Origin of the sequence: Flavobacterium sp. RSP15 (assembly GCF_003968755.1) — a bacterium.
Lineage (GTDB): Bacteria > Bacteroidota > Bacteroidia > Flavobacteriales > Flavobacteriaceae > Flavobacterium.
In genome coordinates this window covers 506,239-530,924 of sequence record NZ_RYDL01000001.1, presented here as the reverse complement: position 1 = coordinate 530,924, position 24,686 = coordinate 506,239, and the positions used below count along the sequence as shown (strand labels likewise).

Below are 24,686 nucleotides of genomic sequence, written 5' to 3'. Positions count from 1 at the left end.
TAGGCTATAGATGTAAAGGCAGTAATGTCATAGTCGAGTAGTACTAATAACCCGTAAGCTTATGTACGCTTTTCCTGCCGAGCAATCGGCAGGAAGAAACTTTCTAAATACAAATTATATTTCTTTATCTCAGTATGTTAAGATATTTGTCCGCCGCGCGGACAGTCCAAAGACGAAAGTCACAAGTCCAAAGGAAACTTTAGACTTTAAGACATCGGACTTTAGACTAGCAACCTTAAGGTGGTTATTGCGGCGGGGCTCACCTCTTCCCATCCCGAACAGAGTAGTTAAGCCCGCCTGCGCAGATGGTACTGCAGTTATGTGGGAGAGTATGTCGTCGCCTTTCTTTATTGGAACCCCAGTCTGAAAAGACTGGGGTTCTTTTGTTTATAGATACCACGTGTTCGCCAGCGGGCTCGGTTCGTCGCCTTTCTTTATTGGAACCCCAGTCTGAAAAGACTGGGGTTCTTTTATTTATAGATACCACGTGTTCGCCATGCGGGCTCGGTTCGTCGCCTTTGCTTCCGCCCGTTCGGCTAAAGCCTCGGGTCTTTGAAAACCCCTATTCCGATAGGACCTATCTAAATTTAAATATGTATCTGTCTTAAAGGAGATTAATACAAGTATAAGTACAATGGTAAAGAATTGTAAGACGAGCTGGGGGATCAATCCTAAAACCTGTGGAGCGATAAAAATTAAGCATAAATATTTGTTAGTCTAAAAAGGAAGAATTCTATATTTCTAACCGCTCTGAATTGAGATCTAAACGCTTTTATTTTAGCATTGAATGACTTAGCTGATGAATTTGTGCTTCTATTATCAAAATAGTTTAATATTGTTTGGTAGTGATTCATTATTGATCTTGAGATGATTATGATATTGATATGAGTAGTAGTGTAACTAGTGGCACTTTTGGAGTTAGTAAGGAAATAGATGCTTATAATGCACAGTATTAATTTGAGGGTAATATTGAATATTGTACTTGCTAACTTTACCCGCATAAAAAGTTAAGAATAAAAGCCTTAATTTTAAATTATGAAAAAGAGAACCCAAAATTTATCTTAATCAACAGTAATAAGCGCAAAAAAATGAAGTTATTGTCTAAAACAGAATGTTACGCCAATAAAAAACACTTCTTATTAAAAATAGTTGCTAATTTGAATTTATAAAACCAATCAAACGCTTATTTTTGCGCTATGGTAAAGAAAAATACAGACAAAGTTGTCTTTCATCAAATAAAAGTCCTTGATGCTGGTGCAAAAGGCGTATCGGTAGCAAAGGCTCCCGATGGTAAAGTAGTTTTTATCCCGAATGTGGTTCCGGGTGACGTGGTTGATGTGCAAACTTTTAAGAAGCGCAAGGCGTATTACGAGGGAAAAGCAGTTCATTTTCATGAATATTCGGAGCATCGTGTTGCACCTATTTGCGAGCATTTTGGTGTTTGTGGTGGTTGTAAATGGCAGAATATGAAATACAGCCAACAATTGCATTACAAACAAAACGAAGTGAAAAATCATTTGCAACGCATTGGAAAGATAGAACTTCCTGAATTTGAGTCAATTCTTGGTTCGGAAAAACAATTTTTTTACAGAAACAAAATGGAATTTTCATTTTCGAACAGCCGTTGGTTGACCGAAGCGGAAATTGGCAGCACCGAAGATCTAGGAAATAGAAACGCACTTGGTTTTCACATTCCGAAAATGTGGGATAAAATTCTGGACATCAATAAATGTCATTTGCAAGAAGATCCATCGAATGCCATTAGAAACGAAGTAAGAGACTTTGCCAATGCGCATGGACTGACTTTTTTTAATCCAAGAGCGCACGAAGGTTTGCTTAGAACGCTAATGTTGCGAACCGCATCTACAGGTGAAATCATGGTTTTAATCCAGTTTTTCGAAAACGATAGAACCAACAGAGAATTACTTCTGGATCATCTTTACGAGAAATTTCCGCAAATCACTTCGCTGCAATACGTTATCAATAATAAAGCCAACGATACTTTATACGATACGGATATAAAATTATACAAAGGAAGAGATTACATCTTGGAAGAAATGGAAGGATTGAAATTCAGTATTAACGCCAAATCTTTTTATCAAACTAATTCTGATCAAGCGTACGAATTGTATAAAATAACGCGCGATTTTGCCGGACTTACCGGAAACGAAATCGTGTACGATTTATACACCGGAACTGGAACAATTGCACAGTTTGTATCTAAGGATGCCAAAAAAGTTATTGGAGTTGAAAGTGTTCCTGAAGCGATTAAAGATGCTAAATTAAATGCGGAACGCAATGAAATTACTAATTGTGAGTTCTTTGTAGGTGATATGAAAGTGGTTTTCAACGATAGTTTTATAGCACAAAATGGACATCCTGATGTGATTATTACTGATCCGCCAAGAGACGGAATGCATAAAGACGTAATTGAACAAATCATGAAGATTGCGCCTGATAAAGTAGTTTATGTCAGTTGTAATTCGGCAACACAAGCGCGTGATTTGGCGTTGATGGATGAGAAATACAAAGTGACCCGGGTACGTCCTGTGGATATGTTTCCGCAAACACATCATGTAGAGAATGTTGTACTTTTAGAAAGAAGAAAATAGTGGTCAGTTTGCAGTTTTTAGTATTCAGAACTTAAATTACGGAACACTAAAAACGGCACACTGAACACTGAATAGTATTATATGAAAAAAACATTGTTATTGTTTTTCGTTTTCGCTTTCTCCAGTTGTGAGAAAGATGATATTTGTGATGCAAATACCCAAACTACACCAAGATTAGTGATAGAGTTTTATGATTTTTCAAATCCTTCTGTTCTAAAAAATGTAACAAATCTAAAAGTAGTTGGTGAAGGAATGACGGATGGAATTGTTTTTAATGGTCTCCAAACTACAAGTGCAAATAAGATTTCGATTCCATTGAAAACAGCCAAAACTAGCACCAGTTATAGTTTTACGCTGAACTCTGGAAATCCTAATTCAGCATTGGTTGATGAAGATAATATACAATTTAAGTATACTACACAGGAACTTTTTGTCTCCAGAGCCTGTGGCTACAAAACAATATTCACATTGGATCCAACAAATCCATATACACATACTGATGCAACAACGGCAAATCAAAAATGGATACAATTTATATCGGTTGAAAGAAGTAACATCGAAAATGAAAATGAAATACACATTAAGATCTTTTTTTAGTTTTGGTCTCCTGTTGTCGTTGACTTTGATGCAAGCGCAAGAGAAAACACCTGTGAAAGATAGCACGAAAACTACCCAAACAGATGAAATCATTCCCAAAACTCCATTGCAGCGGGTTGGAATCAATACGTATCCAAAAAATAACGATTCGATTCCCATAAAAACAGATCGCTATGGGATACGTGTAGGAGTTGATTTATTCAAACTAACGCGAGCTTTATACGACCAAAATTATAAGGGAATTGAATTTGTAGCCGACTATAGGTTGACTAAAAAATATTTTTTAGCGGCCGAAATTGGTAATGAAAACAAAACTACAGCTGATGATCGCGTCAATTTTACCACCAAAGGTTCCTACATAAAAGCCGGTTTTGATTATAATGCTTATGAAAACTGGCTGGATATGGAAAATGTGATTTCTATAGGAATGCGCTACGGTTTTAGCACATTTAATCAGGAATTAAACAGCTATCGCATCTACAATGCAAACCCTTATTTTGGTGAAGTCCCGGAAATTGTATCCGGCAAAAAGTTCAGTGGACTATCCGCCAGCTGGATTGAAGTGGTGGCTGGAATAAAAGCTAAAGTATTTGACAACGTATTTATGGGATTCAGCCTTCGATTGAACCGATTAGTAACCAATAAAGAACCGGAAAATTTCTCCAACTTATATATTCCTGGATTCAACAGAACTTATGATGGCAGTTTTGGCGTAGGATTCAATTATACGGTGACGTATTTTGTTCCTATTTATAAGAAAAAAGTATTATCTTTTGCAGTCCCAAAAAAGTAGATAAAAAAATAACCGCTAATTCGCTAATTTTTAGTTTTATAAGAATTAGAGATTTAGCGGTCACTATTTTAAAGTAGAATATATTAAGATTTCTAAGCGCTATCCTATTTCCTTAATTCCTTTCATCAAAATCCACTTCATGAATAATTTCTCTCCGTCTTTGGTTTTTATCGCATGGAATTTTGGTGATAAAAGTGTTCCTATGACAAATGCGGTTAACGGAATCCAGAATCCGGTTAAATTCGTGTAATGTTCTACTACATATCTCGCAGAAATAAATAAGATTGCAAAACATCCCAATTGATATAAGAATGCTCGTATTTGTAATTTAGTCATTTTTTAAGTTTTAAAATTTTTAATTCAAAGGTCGAAAGTAAAAACAGAATACTAGTTTATTCAGCAGTATCAGTTGTTACCTGAAACTTTGTTCTTTTACTGCCTTCATACATTTCGTATTTTACCAAACGGGCTTCTAAGCCGGCATTGAAAAGTTTAATTTTTCTGGAAGGTTTTAGCCCTACATATTTCAAAGCTTCCAAGTTTGCTGTAATCATCCAAGCATTCGTACCAGGATAGTTTTTCTTTAAAGTATCGCCAATGTTTTTATAGAATTCTTCCATGTGAATATCCAATCGCTCATCATACGGCGGATTGAAAACAATATGAAGTTTCCCTTCGGAAGACTTCTCGGTATCAAAAAAGTTTTGTTCGTCAATAGAAATATACTCCTCCAGATTGGTGTTCTTGATATTGTCTTTGGCTTTTTGAACGGCACTTGGTGCTTTATCATAGCCTTTTATGGTGTAATGAAACTCCCTAACGCGTTTTAATAAACTGTCTGAAATACTATCAAACAAATCATTGTCCCAATCGTTCCATTTTTCGAAAGCAAATTCCTTACGGTTGATATTTGCCGGAATATTACAGGCAATCATTGCTGCTTCAGCCAGAAATGTTCCGGAACCACACATTGGATCTAAAAAATCCGTTTGACCGTCCCAACCAGAAAGCAGTAGAATTCCTGCAGCCAAAACCTCGTTTATAGGAGCAATATTGGTAGCAGTTCTATATCCACGTTGGTTCAACGGATTACCGGATGTATCCAGTGCTACTGAAACCTGGTCTTTATCAATATGAATATTGATTCTCAAATCAGGATGTACTTTATCAATGCTAGGTCGTTGCCCAGTTCTCTCTCTGAACTGATCTACAATTGCATCTTTACATTTTTGAGAAACAAATTCCGTGTGGTTAAAATATTCTGAATGCACGGTGGTATCAATCACAAAAGTCTGATTAGCACCAATCAATTTAGACCAATTGACTCCCGAAATTCCTTTGTATAAAGCCTGTTCATTATTAGCCTTGAAAAAATAAATTGGCTTTAGGATTTTCAAAGCCGTCCGCAAAGATAAATTCGCTTTGTACATGAACCCTTTATCGCCTTTAAAACTTACCATTCTCACACCTTGCTCTACGTTTTGTGCACCAAGGATTTGCAATTCTTTTGCTAATATTTCTTCAAAACCAAAAAAGGTTTTGGCAATCATTTTATAATTATTTTCCATTTGCGCCCTTTACCCCTCAAAGGGGAAATTGTTATCGTTATATTCGGCAAAAATACACTAAATTTGCATCAATCGAATTAATTGAAAAAGAATAAATGTCTGCAGCACAAAATCCGCCAACTGAAAACCAACTGAAATCAACTGAAAACTGGTATACTTCCTGGTTTGACACTCCATATTATCACATCCTGTACAAAGACCGAAACTATAGAGAAGCACAGATTTTCATGGATAATTTGACACATTATCTCAACTTGCCTGAAAAAGCTAATGTATTGGATTTAGCCTGTGGCAAAGGCAGACACTCTATTTATTTGAATCAATTAGGTTTTACGGTTTTGGGTGCGGATTTATCAGAAAACAGCATTGCCGAAGCTACTAAAAATGCAAATGAAACCCTTCATTTCAAAGTACATGATATGCGGGAACCTTTTGACGAAAAATACGATGCCATTTTCAATTTATTTACCAGTTTTGGTTATTTCGAAAATGACCAAGATAACCTGACTACGCTAATCGCAATCAAAGAAAGCCTATCGGAATATGGATTTGCTGTGATTGACTTTATGAACGTCACCCAAGTTATCGAAACACTGGTTCCCGAAGAAACTAAAACGGTCGAAGGAATCGATTTTCACATGAACCGTTATCTGAAAGAAGGATATTTGTATAAAGAAATTAAATTTGAAGACAAAGGACAAAAGTTTCACTTTACCGAAAAAGTTAAAGCATTATACTTAAAAGATTTTGAGGTATTAATGGAAGAGGCCGGAATTTATTTGTTAGATATATTTGGGGATTATAAATTAAAAAAATTCCACAAGACCGATAGCGAACGCCTTATTATGATTTTCAAATAGTTGTTGGGTTAATTGGTTAATCGTTTATAAGGTTAATCAAAAAAATAAACCGGGAAGCAGATCAACAATTAAACGATTCAACAAAGAATATGAATTACCTTTTACCTTTACTTTCCGTACTTATAGGATATAGTATCGCCTTGGTTTTAAAACCAAAAAATAAAACCAATCTAAAATTACTATTAGCCTTTAGTGGTTCATTTCTGCTTTCCTTGACCGTAATGCATTTGTTGCCGGAAGTTTATGAAAGTGCAAATCCAACTATCGGACTCTTTATTATGCTTGGAATATTGTTCCAAATTATATTGGAATTTTTCTCAAAAGGTGCTGAGCACGGACACGTACACGGATATGAAACCATGACCCAAATCCCGTGGTTGTTGTTTATCAGTCTTTGCATTCATGCCTTTCTGGAAGGATTCCCGGTAAGCCATCATCATGATTTAGCGGTAGGAATTGCCATTCATCATTTGCCTATAGCCATTATTTTGACTACTTTTTTCATCAATTCAAACCTGAATAAAAAGGCTATCTTTTTCTTTATGATCACTTTTGCAGTAATGACGCCGTTGGGAACCGTTCTATCGGATTATTTGCCTATATTAAACGAGTATTATACTGAAATCACAGCCATTGTAATTGGGATATTATTCCATATCTCTTCCACCATTATTTTTGAAAGTAGTGAAGGACACAAGTTTAACATCGCCAAAGTTTCCATGATCGTGATAGGAATTGCGCTGGCGTATTTTATATAATTTTACAATTTGGGCGTGACCGCAAGGGTCGGGCTATATGTTGCAATCTTTTTTATTCCGCTGTCGCTACATAAAAAAGGATTTCCACTTCTATCCCTCACGCAAGTAATAAAAGTGCGGACACCTCGCAAGTTGTCCCTTTAAAAAACATCAATATGGAATTCACAAAAACCACCGAGCAATCCTCAAAATACGACGATTTAGAAAAAATGTCGGTTCAAGAATTGCTTTCTAATATCAATCAGGAAGACAAAACCGTTCCGCTTGCCGTAGAAAAAGCCTTGCCACAAATAGAAACTTTAGTGACTGAAATTGTTACCAAAATGAAACTCGGCGGACGATTATTCTACATTGGCGCAGGAACATCCGGTCGTATCGGGATTCTTGATGCATCGGAATGTCCACCAACTTTTGGCGTTCCTTTCAATTTAGTAATTGGGATTATTGCTGGTGGAGATACCGCAATCCGCAAAGCCGTAGAAAATGCCGAAGACAATACAACTCAGGCTTGGATAGACTTAAAAGCTTTCGAGGTAAATGAAGATGATGTAGTTATAGGAATAGCAGCTTCCGGAACAACACCTTATGTTATTGGAGGATTGCAAACTTGCAACGAAAATAATATTACTACAGGAAGTATTTCATGCAATGCAGGAAGTCCGCTTTCGCAAACCGCAAAATTCCCTATAGAAGTAGTTGTTGGGTCCGAATTTGTAACGGGAAGTTCCCGTATGAAAGCAGGAACGGCACAAAAACTTGTGCTTAACATGATCTCAACAGCCACTATGATTCAGCTGGGAAAAGTAAAAGGCAACAAAATGGTCGACATGCAACTGAGCAACAGCAAACTCATAGATCGTGGCATAAAAATGATACTGGGAGAAATCTCTGTTTCCTATGACGAAGCTGCGCAATTACTAATTAAATACGGTACTGTTAGAAAAGCAGTTGATAATTACAAAAAGTAACACTTGTTTTTAACATATCGATTATCTTTGAAAAGTAAACTTTTAAATAAAAAAAAATGGCAACCAACAAAGAACTTTTATCTAAAGGAATCAAATATTTAGCCGGTGCATTGCCGTTGCTGTTTATTGGTCCAATTGTCATTACTAATGCTTTTATGAATCAACACAATGTTTGGCACTATTTAGTTTTAGCAATAGGTATCATTGCCTGCATCAGTGCAATGTTTTTGATGTATTTGGGACTAAAAACAATTATGAAAAGTTTATTTAACGACTAATGGAAAACCTAATTGACGTTCAAAAAACATTCGAAAAAATTATTTACGTCGATAAAAAAGTGAATAACAGAGAATTTGAGGATTGCGTTTTTAGAAACTGCGATTTATCCAATAGTGATTTTTCTTATAGTAGTTTCATGGATTGCGAGTTTATTGATTGCAATCTTGCGATGACTAAATTATCAGGAGCAAGCTTAAAAGGGATACAATTCAAAAACTGTAAATTACTTGGAATCCAATTTGAAGAATGCGATGATTTCTTATTCAATGTAAGTTTTCAGGAATGTGTTTTGGATTATTCTTCGTTTGCCAATAAAAAAATGCCAAAGACAAAATTCATTTCCTGCTCGTTAAGAGAGGTAGGTTTTGTTGGAACCAATCTTACGAGTTCCGTTTTTGATAATAGCAATTTGGATGGTGCTATTTTTAATAATACGCAATTAGCTGGAGCCGATTTTTCAAAAGCAACTGATTTTAAAATTGATCCCGAATTCAATCCGATGAAAAAAGCAAAATTTTCGACACAAGGGATTATTGGTCTTTTGGATAAATACGATATTAAAATACAATAATCTACTACCCCAGATGGAAGTGGAAACCCCGAAAGGCTTAAAGCTACTTTTTCATGGATAAAAAGAGCGACTAAAGGAAGCTCCTTTTTTGTCAATAGAAAAAAAGATTTTAGACTTAGGAGTTGCAACGCACAGCTGGATTAGGTACTAAAAAAATTAAATAATTTTAAAATGAAAAAAATAATATTCCTTCTTCCAATGCTATTGCTTTTGTCTTGTTATGATAAAGAGCGCAACTGTAAAGATTTCAAAACCGGAAAATTTAAATTTGAATATGAAGTAGACGGTGTTAAGAAAACGACTTTATTTGAGCGCAACAACAGTATTGAAATTGAGACTTTTGAGGGGAAAACAGATACAGCTTCCATTCGTTGGATCAGTGATTGCGAATATGTACTGCAAAAACTGCATCCCAAAAACATGGCTGAAGAAAAAGCTATTGGTATGAAAATTTTGACTACATCAAAAAAATCGTATACTTTTGAGTTTGGAATGGTTGGTTCTGATGCCAAACAAAGAGGAACAGTAACAAAGATTTCTGATTAAATATTTAAATCAAACAATTATAACTACGTAAAATGGAAGTATTTTTAAATCCTGATGCTTGGGTAGCACTGTTAACATTGACGTTTCTGGAGATCATACTGGGTATTGATAATATCATCTTTATCTCTATTGTTACAGGAAAATTACCCGTTGAAAAACGCAAAAAAGCGACACAAATTGGTTTATTTCTAGCCATGTTCATGCGGATTGCCCTGTTATTTGGGATTACACTTCTTATTGCCATGAAAGAACCTTGGTTTAGTGTGGATTGGGGTTGGTTCTCCGCTCATTTTAACGGGCAAGCGATGATTTTATTGGCTGGAGGGATATTCTTGATTTACAAAAGCACCAAGGAAATTCACGAAAAAGTAGACCATAAAGGAGAAGAAGAAAAGGATTTAAACATTTCAGCTGCGAAATCATTTGCTAACGTTATTGTCCAGATTTTGTTGATTGACCTTATTTTCTCCGTAGATAGTATTTTGACCGCTGTAGGCATGACTAACGGACTGGAAGGTGCATTGTATATTATGATAACGGCTGTAGTGATTTCTGTTGGGGTTATGATGCTATTTGCAGTTCCGGTTGGAACGTTCGTCAACAACAATCCATCGATCCAGATTTTAGGTTTAGCGTTCTTAATTCTGATTGGTTTTATGCTGATCACAGAGAGTATGCACTTATCCGAAGCAGTATTGGTAGGCCAATCTGTAGGAGCGGTTCCCAAAGCTTATTTGTATTTTGCAATTGCTTTTTCATTGGCTGTAGAGTTTCTGAACATGAAAATGAGAAAGAAAAAATAATTGTTTATAAAAAAAATGCTCCAAATCGGAGCATTTTTTTATTCTAAACTTAATATTATTTGACCGTCATCATCGCGGTGAATGTCTGAATCGTCAGCATTTGTTTCGCCTTTTACTTCCAATTCTTCCGGAATAATTTCTTTTGGTGCTTCATAAGGTAAAGAATCCAGGAGGTTTACTTGTTTTAACTTATCAGCGGTTAATTGATTCCCTAGTGCTTTAAATCCTTTAAGTGCAATAAACGATTCTATATTTACAGTTATATTTTCTTTTTGAACGCCTTTCACTTTTGTGAAAACTAATTCAGCTACTGGGCGATACTCTGTTGATACAATTTCAAGATGTGAGTTAGTATGTTCTGTAATAAAACTTTCCTCTTTGTTTTCGGTTTCCACCAAAAAGCGTTTGATGTAGTAGCGTTCTTTTTCGCCGTCATAATAAATGGCTGAAATTGGTTTTTTAGGAATCCATTTTTCTAAAACGACCATATCTTCATCGAAATGAGTAGATAATTCTGGTGTAATTACCTTTACTTTTCCGGATTGCGAAAGGACCAAAATTTTATCATTAGGTCTAAATTCACCTAACAGTTCTCCTCTTCCATCTACATTAAGTCTTTGGACGGTTTCATCAAACCATACTTTTCGAGGCAATAATGTTGAAATTCCTTTTTCTTTTAATTCAATTTTTTTGATTGGATATTTAGTCACTAAATTTCCCTTAGAACCTCTTCCTTTTATAGCCAAACTCGCAAAATCAATGTCGAATTTTAGTTTTTTGACAGTTCCCACCTGACGCAACATAATGGTAATTACTTCTGCCTCTCCGTTTGGATTACAGGAGAAATACACCACTTGTGATCCTGCACTTTCATTTGTCAAATCATACGCTTTGTCTCTTGTAACGCCTGAAACATTGAAGCGTTTGATGTAAGAAGGTCCTGATTTTCCGTCACGGTAAATCGTATTGTAAATGGTCCGTTTATCACTTTTGTCAAAAATGGCAATATGAATAATATCTTTACCCACAAAGGTTTTCGCATCTACTTTGGTTATCATCATTTTTCCGTCACGCAGAAAAACAATTACATCGTCAATATCAGAACAGTCTGTAACGTATTCGTCTTTTTTTAAACTCGTTCCTACAAAACCTTCTTCTCTGTTTACGTACAATTTAGTATTTCTAAGGACTACTTTCGTGGCTTCGATATCATCAAAAACACGAAGCTCAGTTTGACGTTCTCTCCCTTTACCGTATTTCTCTTTTAGTCGTGTGAAATAGGCTATAGCAAAATCAATCAGATGTTCTAAATCGTGTTTCACTTGTTCAATATCTCCTTCCAGCGCTTGAATTTTATCTTGAGCCTTGTTGCTGTCAAATTTAGAAATACGCATGATTCGGATGTCCAATAAACGCAGAATATCGTCCTCGGTAACGGCGCGTTTCAGGTGTTTAATGTAGGGTTTCAATCCATCATCTACCGCTTTAATGACGCCTTCCTTAGTGGTCTGTTCTTCAATATCACGATAGATTTTATTTTCGATAAATATACGTTCCAAAGAAAGAAAATGCCATTGCTCCTCTAATTCACTCAACTGGATTTCGAGTTCGCTTTTCAGTAATTGGACCGTTCTGTTGGTCGAAATTTTCAACATTGCAGAGACCCCAATGAACAGCGGTTTGTTGTCTTCAATCACACAACCTAATGGTGCCACCGAAGTTTCACAGGCCGTAAAGGCAAACAATGCATCAATGGTTTTATCAGGCGAAACACCCGGAAAAAGATGAATTAATATTTCGACCTCAGCAGCAGTATTATCCTCAATTTTCTTGATTTTGATTTTCCCTTTTTCATTGGCTTTCAAAATACTGTCAATCAAAGTCGTCGTATTGGTTGAAAACGGAATTTGGCTAATTACCAAAGTATTTTTATCTAGCTGACTAATTCTGGCCCGCACACGGATGCGTCCACCACGCAATCCATCGTTATAATTGGACACATCTGCAATTCCCTGTGTCAAGAAATCAGGATATAAAGTAAACGGTTTTCCTTTTAATATTTTTATCGATGAATCGATTAATTCATTAAAATTATGAGACAATACTTTCGTAGAAAGACCTACTGCGATTCCCTCGGCTCCGGAAGCTAATAATAAGGGGAATTTAACTGGCAAGTTATTGGGTTCTGCCCGTCTTCCGTCATAGGACACACCCCAATCGGTAATTTTTGGAGAATATAACACTTCTAAAGCAAATTTAGACAAACGTGCTTCAATATAACGAGAAGCCGCAGCACCATCTCCTGTAAGAATATTTCCCCAATTTCCTTGACAGTCAATCAATAATTCTCTTTGCCCTATTTGTACCATAGCATCACCAATACTCTGATCTCCGTGAGGATGGTATTGCATGGTGTGCCCAACAACATTGGCTACTTTATTGTAACGACCATCATCGAGCTCCTTTAAAGAGTGCATGATACGGCGTTGCACCGGTTTAAAACCATCTTCAATTGCGGGAACAGCGCGTTCCAGAATTACATAAGAGGCATAATCCAGAAACCAGTCCTTATACATTCCCGTAACTTTGGTAATGGTATCGTTGCCGTCTTCTTGATTGTCGTAAAAATGCTGGCCTCCTGTAGAAATTATATCTTCAAAAGCATTTTCTCCAACTGTATTTTCGTCTTCCTGACCTTCTGGTAATATGTTGTCGTCTTCTTCGTCTTTCATTTATTTTTTGTAAAATACTGTGCCAACTCTATTAATATGTGCTTTTAAACTTGGAGAATGTAGCAATTTAAAAATTGAAATATCAAATCGATAAGGCGTATTTAAATCATCAATTTCTGAACTTACTTTTCCGATTAATTCATAGTTTAAACTATTTCCAAACATTGATAAATCTATATCAGAACCCACTTCTATAATTGTCTTTTGCTCTTAAACCATAAATAATTACAAATATACTTAAACTAACCCACCGTAAACAATTCTTTCAACTCCCTATTACTTAAATTTCCTATCCAATTCTCTCCAGTGGAAACCGTCATTTCGGCAAGTGCTTTTTTAGCCTGAATCATATCGTTTATTTTTTCTTCAAAGGTGTTTTTGGTTATAAAACGATGTACCATCACATTAGATTTTTGTCCAATTCTGTACGCTCTGTCCGTGGCTTGGGCCTCTACGGCGGGATTCCACCAAAGGTCAAAATGGATGACGTGGTTGGCGGCTGTAAGATTTAGACCTGTTCCTGCGGCTTTGAGTGAAAGGATAAAGACTTTGTCGGCACGGTTGTTTTGAAAACCATCGACCATTTCCTTTCTTTGTTTCAGGGTGCAACCTCCGTGGTAAAACAAGGGTTCTTCTTTGTATCTTTCGGTTATAAAATACTTTAATAATTTACCCATTTCAGTATATTGGGAAAAAATCAATACTTTTTCGCCGCTTTCGATAATGCTGTCGAGTTTGTCAAACAATAGATCCATTTTGCCGCTCAAAGAGGCATCGAGGATGTTGTTTTTCAGGAATTGCGTGGGATGATTGCATATTTGTTTCAATGCCATAATCATTTGCAATACTAATCCTTGGCGAACAAACATGGCTTTGCTGTCTGAAAGTTCCATTTCTTCGATGTCTTTCATCGCTTTTTCGAGGGTGGCTTCATACAAAGTGGCTTGTTCTTTGGCTAAAGCCGAATAGCAATCCATCTCAATTTTATCGGGCAAATCGGAAATAATGGTTTTGTCGGATTTTAATCTTCGCATCATAAACGGTGCGGTTACTTTTTTTAGTTGCTCGGCTACCTCGGCATCATTATTAATCTCGATGGGAATGCCGTAGGTTTGGCTAAATTCTTTACTATTTCCCATTAAACCTCGATTACTGAAATCCATAATGCTCCATAATTCGCTCAAACGGTTCTCGACAGGTGTTCCGCTCATTGCTATAAAATGATTGGCTCCAATGGTTTTCAGTGCCTTTGATTGTTCGGTATTGCTATTTTTTATGTTTTGGGCTTCATCAATTACCAGCGAATGCCATTTTTTCTTTTTCAGTTCTTTTGCATCGCTACGCACGATTCCGTAGGAGGAAATCAATACATCAAAATCGTCTGTTGCTTCAAACTTTCGATTTGATCCGTGGTAAATTTTAGTTTTTAAGGTTGGAGCAAATTTAGCTATTTCGGTTTCCCAATTCGTCAAAAGTCCCGTTGGAGCTACGACCAAAGCTTTTTCTTTTTCGAGCAATCCCTCTTCTTTATATTTCAATAAAGTGGTAATGACTTGCAGGGTTTTCCCCAATCCCATATCATCGGCAAGGACGGATCCAAAACCAATTTGCGCATTGCGATACATCCATGAAAACCCGCGATGTTGATAGGGACGCAAGGTGGCGTTGATACCTTTTGGTAATTCGATTTTGGAAAAATTAGTCAGTTCAGCAATCAAATCTCGGACCTCATCTGTCAAACCAATGGCAGCTCCTTGGTATTCACCACTCAAAACTGCACGCAACATTTCGAAAGCCGAAAGTTCCTTGGTGGAGGTGAAATGTTTGTGAATTTTTTCTAAATCTTGCTGATTTACATAAATATAATTGGCTTTGTACTTGATTAACCCATCTGATTTTGTCATCAATTTCTTGAATTCAGTTTCGTCCATCAGAGTGTCACCAATAGCAATTTGCCAATCGAAATCGAATAATTGTGCCAAATTCAGGAATGATTTTCCTTCGGGTCTTTTCTTTATTTTGACACTCGATTTGGGTTTCAAAATTTCTCGCAATGCTTTTGGCAACATAATATCAATGTCCAAAAGCTGAATTGCCGGAATCATACTCATCAAGAAAGGCGTAAAAATAGCGTTGTTCATCACAATTTCTCGTTCTCCTTGGGTATTGATATAATGATCTAATCCGTCTATAAAAGAACTCAACTGAGTAAGACTTTGCAAGATTTCGTAGCGATGTTCGTTGAATTTATCGTTAGTTAAAATATCCTTTAAACTAAAAATTTTCTCCTTTGTATCGTGAATATTGATAACCAATTTGAAGTTTTCATTGGGCAGTTCTTGCACCACAATTTGGGGTTTATAATTACCTTGGGTAATGTAATATTTTTGTAACCAAGCTAAAATACCACCACTCAGCGCCTCTTCGCCAGGATTTTTGAACGCATACGTTGTATTTCTAAAAAACAAATTCAAAAATAAATCTGGATTGGATGCCTCTTCCATAACATGAATAATCTCCGTAATGAATAACGACAGCAAGTTGAAAGCTTGATTGTTATTAATCGCTTTTTGTCCTTTTTTTTCTTCCCAAAGAAAAATAGCGGGTGGTAAAATTCCTTCTAGTTTTTCAACTAAACTCCGCACATCCTTACTTAACATGGCAGGTAACCAGCGAATGGCAAATTCCTTGTTTTGCAATTGTACAATTTGTGGAATTACGGCTCCATTGGCCAATAAATGAACGGCAAACTGCAAAACCGTATGCAAGGAAGCTGTTGACGGTTGGTAATCTAATGTTTTAGACGAATTAATTTGAGCAATTTGTTGCAAAAATCCAAGAAACGAAAACTGGGTTTCGTTTACAAAAACCTTGGATTGATAGGTTTCGTCTATCGTGATTTTGTTGTGGCTATGGTGATTTATTTGTTGTTCCTGAAGGCTTACTTTTAGGAATAGATTTTCAAGTGAAATTTTTCCTTGTACCACTTTTTGGGCGTTCCTTACCGTTTTGCCTATTTTGGTACTGTATTTTTCCTTGAAATTGCCGGAACCTTGATAGAAAACGGGAAAATCTGATAGTAAAGCCGTTAGTGGTTCGTGTATGGGCGATAGTTTAGAAAATGAAAGCTTTTTGTATGCGTTTTCTGGTTTATATTCAGGCGTATTTTTACTTTTGGTATCAAAATACAAATCGGTAATTTTCGGAATTTCAGATGTTGTGATATTTACAAAAATGCCTAATTTATTGAGTTCTTCTATCAAATTCACTTGGTGCAACTCAAACACTAAAAACGGATTGTTATCAATCTCTGCACTCACTTTATAGACTACAGCAGCCAAGTGTTTGCAAGGCACCGCCCAATCCGGGCACGAGCATTGCATCTTGAAATCAGTCCATTGTTTTGGAAAAACTTTCAGTCCTAAATTTTCGGCTATGGTCAATACCTCAGGGTCGAGCTCTCTGTTTAAAAGTTTGGATATTATTGTTGGTTTTTTGGATAGTTGACTAATAAAATTCCCTAATTCTGGTTCAAAAAACGGAGGTAAGGTAATGTCTACATTATATGGTTTGGGTCTGGAGCCAGTTACTTTGGCTTCGATTCTATTGCCTTTGATATTGATTTTTGTCACGGAACCCTTGTTGGCATAACTTTTACCTCTTGGCAATCGGTTGTCATAATCAATGTTCGATAATGTGTTCAGCCATTGCAGGCCCCACCAGGTTTTTCCGTAGCTATTAGACATGTTTTATTTTTAATTTACACTTAATATTTTAAAAAAATATTTTTCTGTTAGTAGCTCTTCTTTATTATAATTAACTTCCTTTGTCTGCAATGTTTTTTTGAGTAATTCCAGATTGGCGGCATCGTTTAACTCTGGCTCAGAAGCAAAATTATTCTGCGGACTCTTTTTCTAATTAAACTAAAAGGAAAAAAAAGCAAGAACGGCAGTTAATTATAATAAAAAGAACTTCGATTAAAACGAATATTTTTCTTTACAAATATGCTCTTCTTTTGTGACACTATTTCCATTTTTATCTAACTCTTTTTTTACAACTGTTTCACATTCCTTGTGATCATTGCTCTTTATAATAAAAAAAGTAGCTAAAAAACTGATCATAAACAGTAAGGCAATAAGAATAAGTATTCTTTTTGTAGGCATTTTATAATTATTTAAATTTTCTCAATCACATCTAATTCCACCTTCAAATTCTTGATGATAAATTCCTGTCTGTCGGGAGTATTCTTGCCCATATAGAACGACAATAATTGCTCAATCGAAGTGTTTTTATCCATCATAATGGGTTCTAAACGAATGCTTTCGCCAATGAAATTTTTGAACTCATCCGGTGAAATTTCACCCAATCCCTTGAATCGTGTGATTTCTGGTTTTGGTTTTAATTTTTCAATAGCATTTCTTCGTTCCTCATCAGAATAGCAGTAAATTGTTTCTTTTTTGTTTCTAACCCTGAAAAGTGGCGTTTGCAAAATGTATAAATGTCCTTCTTTTATCAATTCAGGAAAAAACTGCAGGAAAAAAGTAATCAATAACAAGCGAATATGCATACCATCAACATCGGCATCAGTAGCAATTACGATGTTGTTATACCGCAATTTTTCTAAGCCATCTTCAATATCTAGTGCCGCTTGCAGCAAATTGAACTCTTCATTTTCATATACAATTTTTTTACTCATTCCATAGGAATTCAAAGGCTTACCACGCAAACTAAAAACGGCTTGCGTATTTACATTGCGCGATTTAGTAATGGATCCGGAAGCTGAATCTCCCTCGGTAATAAAAAGAGTGCTTTCCAGATTTTTAGGGTTTTTAGTATCTGGGAGATGCGCCCTGCAATCTCTTAATTTCTTATTGTGCAGATTTGCTTTTTTGGCACGATCTGTCGCCAATTTTCGTATTCCGGACAATTCTTTGCGTTCTCTTTCGGCTTGAATAATCTTTCGTAATAATGCGTCTGCGGTTGGTGGATTCTTGTGTAAATAATTATCTAATTTGGTTTTCACAAAATCGTTCACAAAAATACGCACGGAAGGCATTCCCGGTTCGGACCCCATGTCTGTTGAACCCAATTTAGTTTTGGTTTGTGACTCAAAGACCGGTTCCATTACTTTGATACTGATCGCCGTAACGATTGATTTCCGAACATCAGAAGCTTCAAAACTCTTGTTGTAAAACTCCCTGATGGTTTTAACTATTGCTTCCCGGTAGGCTGCTAAATGCGTTCCGCCTTGAGTTGTGTTTTGTCCGTTTACAAACGAGTGGTATTCCTCGCTGTATTGCGTTTTACTGTGTGTCAAAGCAATTTCGATATCCTCGCCTTTCAAGTGAATGATAGGATATTCTAAATCTTCAGCATGAATAGTTTCTTCTAATAAATCTTTCAGACCATTTTCTGAAAAATATTTTTCACCGTTGAAAAGAATTGTCAAACCATTGTTTAAGTAACAATAATTTTTAAGCATTTTGATTACATATTCATATCGATATTTGTAATTTTTGAAAATTGCTTCATCTGGAATAAAAGTAACTTTGGTTCCTTTTCGCTTTGTGGTTTCTATAATATTTTCTTCAAGAACAAGGTTTCCTGCAGAGAATTCAGCTGCTTTTTGTTTTTCATCCCTAACGGATTCTACACGGAAATAATTCGACAATGCATTAACTGCTTTTGTCCCTACTCCGTTCAGGCCGACGGATTTCTTAAAAGCAAGCGAATCATATTTTCCGCCTGTATTCATTTTGGAAACTACATCAATCACTTTTCCCAGAGGAATTCCACGTCCATAATCCCGGACAGTTACGGTTTTGTCTTTGATCGTTACCTCGATAGTTTTTCCGGCACCCATAACAAATTCATCGATACAGTTGTCGAGTACTTCTTTTAGCAGAATATAAATTCCGTCATCTGAGGAGGAGCCGTCGCCTAATTTTCCGATGTACATTCCGGGTCGCATGCGAATATGCTCTTTCCAGTCGAGTGACCGAATGTTGTCTTCGGTATATTGATTTTGATCGGACATTGTAGGTTTTGTGGATTTGGTGCTAATGTAATGTAATTCGATAAAGTTTAAAACAGGAAGCCATCAAAGTTATTAAGAATGATATTGACACTCCTCTATTTTAAAAATTTTTAATGATTTCTTTCAATTGATTATCAAATTCAGGATTGGAAATTATTCCTTTTTCTACATCAAAATTAATATCAAAACTAGGTAATGAAAACGTGGCTTTAATGTTTCCACCATAAAATGGGAAAGCGTTATTCGCAATTCCTAAAACGCTAGCGCCACCTTTGCCTCCAGGAGAAGTTGCCATCAATAACATAGGTTTTTCCTGAAAAACCTTCGCATTTATTCTGGTACACCAGTCAAAAATATTCTTGAAAGCAACAGAATAATTCCCGTTATTTTCTGCCAAGGAAACCACTAGAAGATCAGCAGTGGCAATTTTAGCCAGAAATGATTTTGCTAATTCATGTTGACCAATTTCTTTTTCTATATCGACGGTAAATATCGGCATTTGGAAATCATTTAAATCCACTACCTCAACTACTGCATTTTCAAAAAGATTCGCTGCGTAAGTCGCTAATCTTTTATTGATCGAGTTTTTGCTGGGGCTTGCGCCAAAAGCGATTATTTTCATGATACTTTATTTTGACTAAAAGTACTAAAAATTGGCTCTCTTACAAAATAATTGGACACAGATTGACCTATTTTGAAAACAAAGATGAAATTATGAAATTTGATATTAGCAAAATCGATTTTACCCCAGATTGCAACGGAAAGCATTTTGCCAATCAGTCTCTTTTTTTGTCTTAGAAAAAAGAGATTGATGGGAAAATAGTACTTCACTAAACTTTTATTTTAATTGGAGTTCAGTGAACTTCGTTTGAAGTGGAAAGCTGGATTGGATACAAAAAAGTCGAAAGCTATTACTAACTTTCGACTTTATGACTTTTGACATTATGACTTATTTACACGTTGAATCTAAAATGCATCACATCTCCATCTTTTACGATGTATTCTTTTCCTTCTACCTTGAATTTTCCGGCTTCTTTACATTTAGCTTCGGAACCGTAATGAACAAAATCTTCGTATGCAATCACTTCGGCGCGGATAAATCCTTTTTCGAAATCAGTGTGAATTACTCCTGCAGCTTGTGGCGCAGTTGCCCCAACATCTATAGTCCAAGCACGAACTTCTTTGACACCTGCTGTAAAGTAAGTTTGTTGCTTCAATAATTTATAAGCTGCACGTATCAAGACTGAGGCTCCTGGCTCAGTCAAACCCATATCTTCCAGAAAAACCTGACGCTCTTCATAGCTTTCTAATTCGGTAATATCAGCTTCAGCACCAACCGAAAGAATAATTACTTCCGCATCTTCATCTTTGACCAATTCTCGAACCTGATCAACGTATTTGTTTCCATTTACTGCTGAGTTTTCATCAACATTACAGACGTATAAAACTGGTTTTGCTGTAATTAACTGAAACGCTTCCATCAAAACCTCTTCATCATTGTTTTGAGGAATTACTATTCGTGCTGATTTTGCCTGAAGCAATGTTTCTCTGATTCGGTCTAAAAGAGCTTTTTCGGTTTGTGCTTCTTTATTTCCTGTTTTAGCGGCACGATTTACTTTTTCTAAGCGTTTTTCAACATTCTCCAAATCCTTCAATTGCAGCTCGATGTCTATGGTTTCTTTGTCGCGGATAGGATTTACATTTCCGTCAACGTGAACAATGTTATCGTTATCAAAACAACGCAAAACGTGAATGATCGCATTACATTCTCTAATGTTTCCAAGGAATTGATTTCCTAAACCTTCCCCTTTACTAGCTCCTTTTACTAATCCTGCAATATCAACGATATCGACAGTTGCCATTTGCACGCGTTCTGGTTTTACTAATTCTTCCAGTTTTTCCATTCTGGAATCCGGAACATTTACAACACCTATATTGGGTTCGATGGTACAAAAAGGAAAGTTAGCACTTTGCGCTTTTGCATTGGATAAACAATTGAATAATGTTGATTTTCCAACATTTGGTAATCCTACAATTCCTGCTTTCATATGTAGATAATATTTATTTTAAATGGAATAGGGTGTCGTCACTTTTGCTGTTTTTTGAACAGATTTCATGACGACTTCATGATACTTTCTTTTGAATGACACGCTAAACTTAAAATTCAGCAGCTGCCATTAAAAGTGTGCAAAGATAAGATTTTAAAAATGTTTAAATAAGTAAAATTTCAGATTAAACGGGTCTGAATTTTTTTTTATAAAAAAATAAAATATTTACTAATATTTTGTTAAAAAAATTTATATTGCGGACGATTTTAAACCAAACCAAAAACTTAATTCAAAGTATTATGAAAAAATTCGTATTGTTATTATTTCTACTCAACATCTCGGTGCTTTTTGCACAAAAAGAAGTCTCGGGTACCGTCAAAGATGACACAGGCAGCGGCTTGCCGGGTGTTAATATTATTGAAAAAGGAACTCAAAATGGGGTTTCTACTGATATGGATGGAGCGTACAAGATAAAAGTTAAAGAAGGAGCTACTCTAGTTTTTAGCTATGTAGGTTTTGCCAAGTTAGAAAAAGTGGTTACCGCTTCTGTTCTAAATGTTGTCTTATCTGAAGAAGGTGGACAAAATTTAAATGAAGTTGTAGTTACAGGAACCAGAACAGCGCCAAGAAGTAATACCACATCAGCGCTGCCTATTGATGTCATTTCTGCAAAGGATTTAGCCTCAACCGGACAAGCGACTTTTGACAAAGCATTGCAGTACAAAATTCCATCGTTCAACACGGTTCAAACACCTGTAAACGATGCGACTTCATTACTGGATCCGTATGAAATCAGAAACATGGGACCTAGCAGAACCTTGATCCTTATCAACGGGAAGCGTAAAAACATGAGTTCTTTGCTGTATACGCAAACCTCTCCAGGACGTGGTGAGACGGGTGCAGACATTTCTGCAATTCCTACAGATGCTATCGAAAGAGTAGAAATACTTCGTGATGGAGCATCAGCACAATACGGATCAGATGCGATTGCCGGAGTTATGAATATTATATTGAAAAAGAATACTAATTACGGATCTGTAACATTAAGAAGTGGCGTTACTTCTGAAGGCGACGGCGAAATGTTAGGTGTAAGTTTAAATAATGGATCTACTGTAGGCGATAGAGGATTTGTCAATTATACAGTAGATTTTTCTAAAGTGAACCTGGCCAACAGACCTGGGAAAGTTGACGCAGCTGCTGAAGCTAATGGAAATACAGGTTTTGGAGCACCTTTAGCTGATGTCCAAGCTTTTCTTGCTAAATATCCGGATGCTGGTAATGTGAATGGTTCTCCAGAAACTGCTGCTGCAAAATTCTTAGTAAATGGTGGTATTAATTATACTGAAAATACGCAGTTATATTATAATGCCGCTTATGTTTACAAGAAAGTAAACTCATTTGCTAACTACAGAACTCCATATTGGAGAACACTAGAGGAGTTTCCTTATCTATTAGATTTATTTGGAGATGGAACAAATCCAAGTTCTTATTTGGGGTATGTACCTACTTTTACTGGAGATTTGAATGATTATAATGCTACAATAGGGTATAAATCTACTAAAAATGAATGGAATACAGATGCTAGTATTACAACAGGCGGTAACAAACAAAGCTATACGGTTAGTAATTCTCACAATAGGTCAGACTTTGATGGAGATCCAGCAACATATGATTTTGTTTACGGTGGTTTAAGCCCAATTTCATTCAGACCAGGAGGAACATCATTCAATCATATCGTTGGAAACTTAGACATTTCTAAAGTGGTATCTGATAAAATCAGCATTGGTTTTGGATCTGAATTCAGAACAGAGAATTTTGAAATTATAGCTGGTGATGAAGCTTCTTATGTTGGTCTTGGAGCAGATTCATTCCAAGGAAATACTCCTGAGAATTCAGGAAAATTTAATCGGTACAATTTAGGTGGCTATTTTGATGTTGCGTATGATGTAACCGAAGATTTCTTGGTTAACGGAACTGTACGTTATGAAGATTATAGTGATTTTGGTGGAGCAACCGTTTGGAAAGTAAGTTCAAGATATAAATTCCTAGATGACAAAATCACTTTACGAGGTTCGCTTTCAACTGGTTTTAGAGCGCCATCATTACACCAAATTTACACTCAAAAATCACAATCCTCTTTCGAAGCTGGTGGAGCCATTGTAGTTACAGGTTTGATAAACAATGTTTCATCTGCAGCTAGACAAAATGGAATACCTAAATTAGATGCTGAAAAATCGAACAACTTAACTTTAGGTTTTGGATTAAAACCGTCTAAAGATTTCACCTTTACGCTAGACTACTATAATATTAAAGTTAAAGACAGAGTATTACTAAGTAATGAAATTGCATTTGAAGTTGATACAAATGGCGATCCTACTAACAGACAAAGCTTCTTTGTAAACGGTATGGATACTAAAACTTCTGGAGTGGATGTTGTTGCCAGCTATAGAAACATTTTATTAGGAACAGGAAAATTAGCACTTAATTTCTCTGGAAATTACACCTTCGAAAATGAAAGAGACGGAGCGGTAAAAGATCCTCAAAGTGTTAAAAACTTATCTGGCCCTTTAGCAAATCAAACTATTATTGACGCTACTCAGGAAGCATTACTTTTTACATCAAGACCAAAATTTAAGTATATTTTTGGTGGAGATTACGAAATTGGTAAATTTGGGTTCTCATTAAACAATACTGTTTTTGGACCTACAAAATTCAAAAACGCAGGTATGAGTGACAATTTAAGAATCGAATTTTTAACTAAAGTAGTTACTGACTTAGGCGTTACGTTTTCTGCAACAGAGAAATTAACGGTATCTCTAAACGTAAATAATTTATTAAACGTTCTACCAGAATGGAAATTCAAAGCGGAGAATGCAGCTGGAACGGCTTTAATAAATAATGCAGTAGGCATCAAAGAACAGTCTGACTTGATTACTTTCAACCAACGTTACTCTCAAATGACGTATGATGGATATCACTTTAGCCAATTAGGAACAATGTTTAATTTATCATTAAACTATAAATTCTAATTTAAGTATTTAATTAATTATAAAGGGCTGTCAATTGACAGCCCTTTTTGGTACTAAAAATTAATAGAACAAACGATTATTTTTGTTTTATTAAATTAATTTTTAGGTATGTAATCACGCTTATGTAGTTGTACGATAGCTCAAAAAAACCACTTTTAAGGCCTCTCATCAATTGCAAAATATTTTTTTGTCTGCTCCTTATAAAGAGGTAGTTCCACAGGGTTTTCTAGTTCGTGTAGTGAATGATGGGGGAAGATGAAAGTGATCGCAATATTACTATTTTTAATCAACTATATTACAAAGGACTCCGTCCATCCCGACACGGCAGATGCGGCCAAAATATTTATACATCTTGCCCTATATGAAGTCCGTATTGGTATATTTATAAAAAAAAGCAGCTGAATAAGCTTCTTTTTAACTCACTTTCTTGAGAGTGAAATAGCTTTTTGGAAATTGTAGGTTTTCCCTTTTTGAAATATAAACAA

20 protein-coding genes and 1 rRNA gene are annotated in these 24,686 nt (G+C 35.9%); 12 read left to right on the top strand and 9 right to left on the bottom strand.

The annotated features are described in order from the left end of the window. Positions 1-236: 236 nt before the first annotated feature. Positions 237-346, top strand: a 5S ribosomal RNA gene (gene rrf / locus EKM00_RS02365). Positions 347-695: 349 nt separating this feature from the next. On the opposite strand, the gene EKM00_RS15045 is transcribed toward rrf, so the two are convergent. Further along, a complete protein-coding gene (locus tag EKM00_RS15045; RefSeq protein WP_255416274.1) occupies positions 696-1,001 on the bottom strand; it encodes a transposase in 306 nt (101 codons plus the stop codon). 195 nt (positions 1,002-1,196) lie between these two features. Between EKM00_RS15045 and rlmD the strand changes: the two genes are divergently transcribed. The 3 genes from rlmD (at position 1,197) to EKM00_RS02345 (ending at position 4,002) form a co-directional block, all read left to right on the top strand. After that, the gene (rlmD, locus tag EKM00_RS02355; RefSeq protein ID WP_126515092.1) at positions 1,197-2,612 is read left to right on the top strand and encodes a 23S rRNA (uracil(1939)-C(5))-methyltransferase RlmD; all 1,416 of its coding nucleotides are present in this window, start codon (positions 1,197-1,199) and stop codon (positions 2,610-2,612) included. 81 nt (positions 2,613-2,693) lie between these two features. Beyond that, on the top strand, positions 2,694-3,209 hold the full coding sequence (locus tag EKM00_RS02350; RefSeq protein ID WP_126515091.1) for a DUF6452 family protein: 516 nt from the start codon (positions 2,694-2,696) through the stop codon (positions 3,207-3,209). Beyond that, on the top strand, positions 3,181-4,002 hold the full coding sequence (locus EKM00_RS02345) for a DUF6048 family protein (RefSeq protein WP_126515090.1): 822 nt from the start codon (positions 3,181-3,183) through the stop codon (positions 4,000-4,002). Before EKM00_RS02350 ends, EKM00_RS02345 begins: the two co-directional genes overlap by 29 nt. Before the next feature lie 99 nt (positions 4,003-4,101). On the opposite strand, the gene EKM00_RS02340 is transcribed toward EKM00_RS02345, so the two are convergent. Together EKM00_RS02340 and EKM00_RS02335 are read right to left on the bottom strand one after the other, a co-directional pair. After that, positions 4,102-4,338, bottom strand: a complete 237-nt coding sequence (locus EKM00_RS02340; RefSeq protein ID WP_126452597.1) for a hypothetical protein — start codon at positions 4,336-4,338, stop codon at positions 4,102-4,104. Positions 4,339-4,394: 56 nt separating this feature from the next. Next, a complete protein-coding gene (locus EKM00_RS02335) occupies positions 4,395-5,570 on the bottom strand; it encodes a THUMP domain-containing class I SAM-dependent RNA methyltransferase (protein WP_126452595.1) in 1,176 nt (391 codons plus the stop codon). A 95-nt stretch (positions 5,571-5,665) separates the two neighbouring features. On the opposite strand from EKM00_RS02335, the gene EKM00_RS02330 reads away from it, so the two are divergent. The 7 genes from EKM00_RS02330 to EKM00_RS02300 all read left to right on the top strand — a co-directional run bounded on the left by EKM00_RS02330 (position 5,666) and on the right by EKM00_RS02300 (position 10,355). Then, entirely contained in the window at positions 5,666-6,430 is a 765-nt protein-coding gene (locus EKM00_RS02330) for a class I SAM-dependent DNA methyltransferase (RefSeq protein ID WP_126452593.1), read from the top strand. An 89-nt stretch (positions 6,431-6,519) separates the two neighbouring features. Beyond that, positions 6,520-7,188: a ZIP family metal transporter gene (locus tag EKM00_RS02325; RefSeq protein ID WP_126452591.1), complete on the top strand. Its 669-nt coding sequence runs from the start codon at positions 6,520-6,522 to the stop codon at positions 7,186-7,188. A gap of 155 nt (positions 7,189-7,343) precedes the next feature. After that, the gene (gene murQ / locus EKM00_RS02320) at positions 7,344-8,156 is read left to right on the top strand and encodes an N-acetylmuramic acid 6-phosphate etherase (RefSeq protein WP_126515089.1); all 813 of its coding nucleotides are present in this window, start codon (positions 7,344-7,346) and stop codon (positions 8,154-8,156) included. Positions 8,157-8,212: 56 nt separating this feature from the next. Then, positions 8,213-8,434, top strand: coding sequence for a DUF6095 family protein (locus tag EKM00_RS02315; RefSeq protein WP_126452587.1), 222 nt, complete (start codon positions 8,213-8,215; stop codon positions 8,432-8,434). After that, entirely contained in the window at positions 8,434-9,006 is a 573-nt protein-coding gene (locus EKM00_RS02310) for a pentapeptide repeat-containing protein (RefSeq protein ID WP_126515088.1), read from the top strand. The genes EKM00_RS02315 and EKM00_RS02310 overlap by 1 nt, the downstream gene beginning before the upstream one ends. Positions 9,007-9,177: 171 nt before the next feature. Next, on the top strand, positions 9,178-9,552 hold the full coding sequence (locus EKM00_RS02305) for a DNA topoisomerase IV (RefSeq protein ID WP_126452583.1): 375 nt from the start codon (positions 9,178-9,180) through the stop codon (positions 9,550-9,552). Between the two features lie 32 nt (positions 9,553-9,584). Beyond that, positions 9,585-10,355: a TerC family protein gene (locus tag EKM00_RS02300; RefSeq protein WP_126452581.1), complete on the top strand. Its 771-nt coding sequence runs from the start codon at positions 9,585-9,587 to the stop codon at positions 10,353-10,355. Positions 10,356-10,393: 38 nt separating this feature from the next. On the opposite strand, the gene EKM00_RS02295 is transcribed toward EKM00_RS02300, so the two are convergent. From EKM00_RS02295 to ychF, 6 genes are all read right to left on the bottom strand, one after another. Then, positions 10,394-13,087, bottom strand: a complete 2,694-nt coding sequence (locus tag EKM00_RS02295; RefSeq protein WP_126515087.1) for a DNA gyrase/topoisomerase IV subunit A — start codon at positions 13,085-13,087, stop codon at positions 10,394-10,396. 242 nt (positions 13,088-13,329) lie between these two features. Then, the gene (locus EKM00_RS02290) at positions 13,330-16,833 is read right to left on the bottom strand and encodes a DEAD/DEAH box helicase (protein WP_126515086.1); all 3,504 of its coding nucleotides are present in this window, start codon (positions 16,831-16,833) and stop codon (positions 13,330-13,332) included. Between the two features lie 231 nt (positions 16,834-17,064). Further along, positions 17,065-17,250: a hypothetical protein gene (locus EKM00_RS02285; RefSeq protein WP_126452575.1), complete on the bottom strand. Its 186-nt coding sequence runs from the start codon at positions 17,248-17,250 to the stop codon at positions 17,065-17,067. Positions 17,251-17,261: 11 nt separating this feature from the next. Then, positions 17,262-19,124, bottom strand: a complete 1,863-nt coding sequence (locus tag EKM00_RS02280; RefSeq protein ID WP_126515085.1) for a DNA topoisomerase IV subunit B — start codon at positions 19,122-19,124, stop codon at positions 17,262-17,264. 100 nt (positions 19,125-19,224) lie between these two features. Beyond that, on the bottom strand, positions 19,225-19,746 hold the full coding sequence (locus tag EKM00_RS02275; protein ID WP_126515084.1) for an NADPH-dependent FMN reductase: 522 nt from the start codon (positions 19,744-19,746) through the stop codon (positions 19,225-19,227). Positions 19,747-20,077: 331 nt separating this feature from the next. Then, on the bottom strand, positions 20,078-21,172 hold the full coding sequence (gene ychF / locus EKM00_RS02270; protein WP_126452619.1) for a redox-regulated ATPase YchF: 1,095 nt from the start codon (positions 21,170-21,172) through the stop codon (positions 20,078-20,080). Positions 21,173-21,471: 299 nt separating this feature from the next. Here ychF and EKM00_RS02265 point away from each other — a divergent pair, with 299 nt between their 5' ends. Continuing rightward, a complete protein-coding gene (locus EKM00_RS02265; RefSeq protein WP_126515083.1) occupies positions 21,472-24,201 on the top strand; it encodes a TonB-dependent receptor in 2,730 nt (909 codons plus the stop codon). The last annotated feature ends 485 nt before the right edge of the window (positions 24,202-24,686 follow it).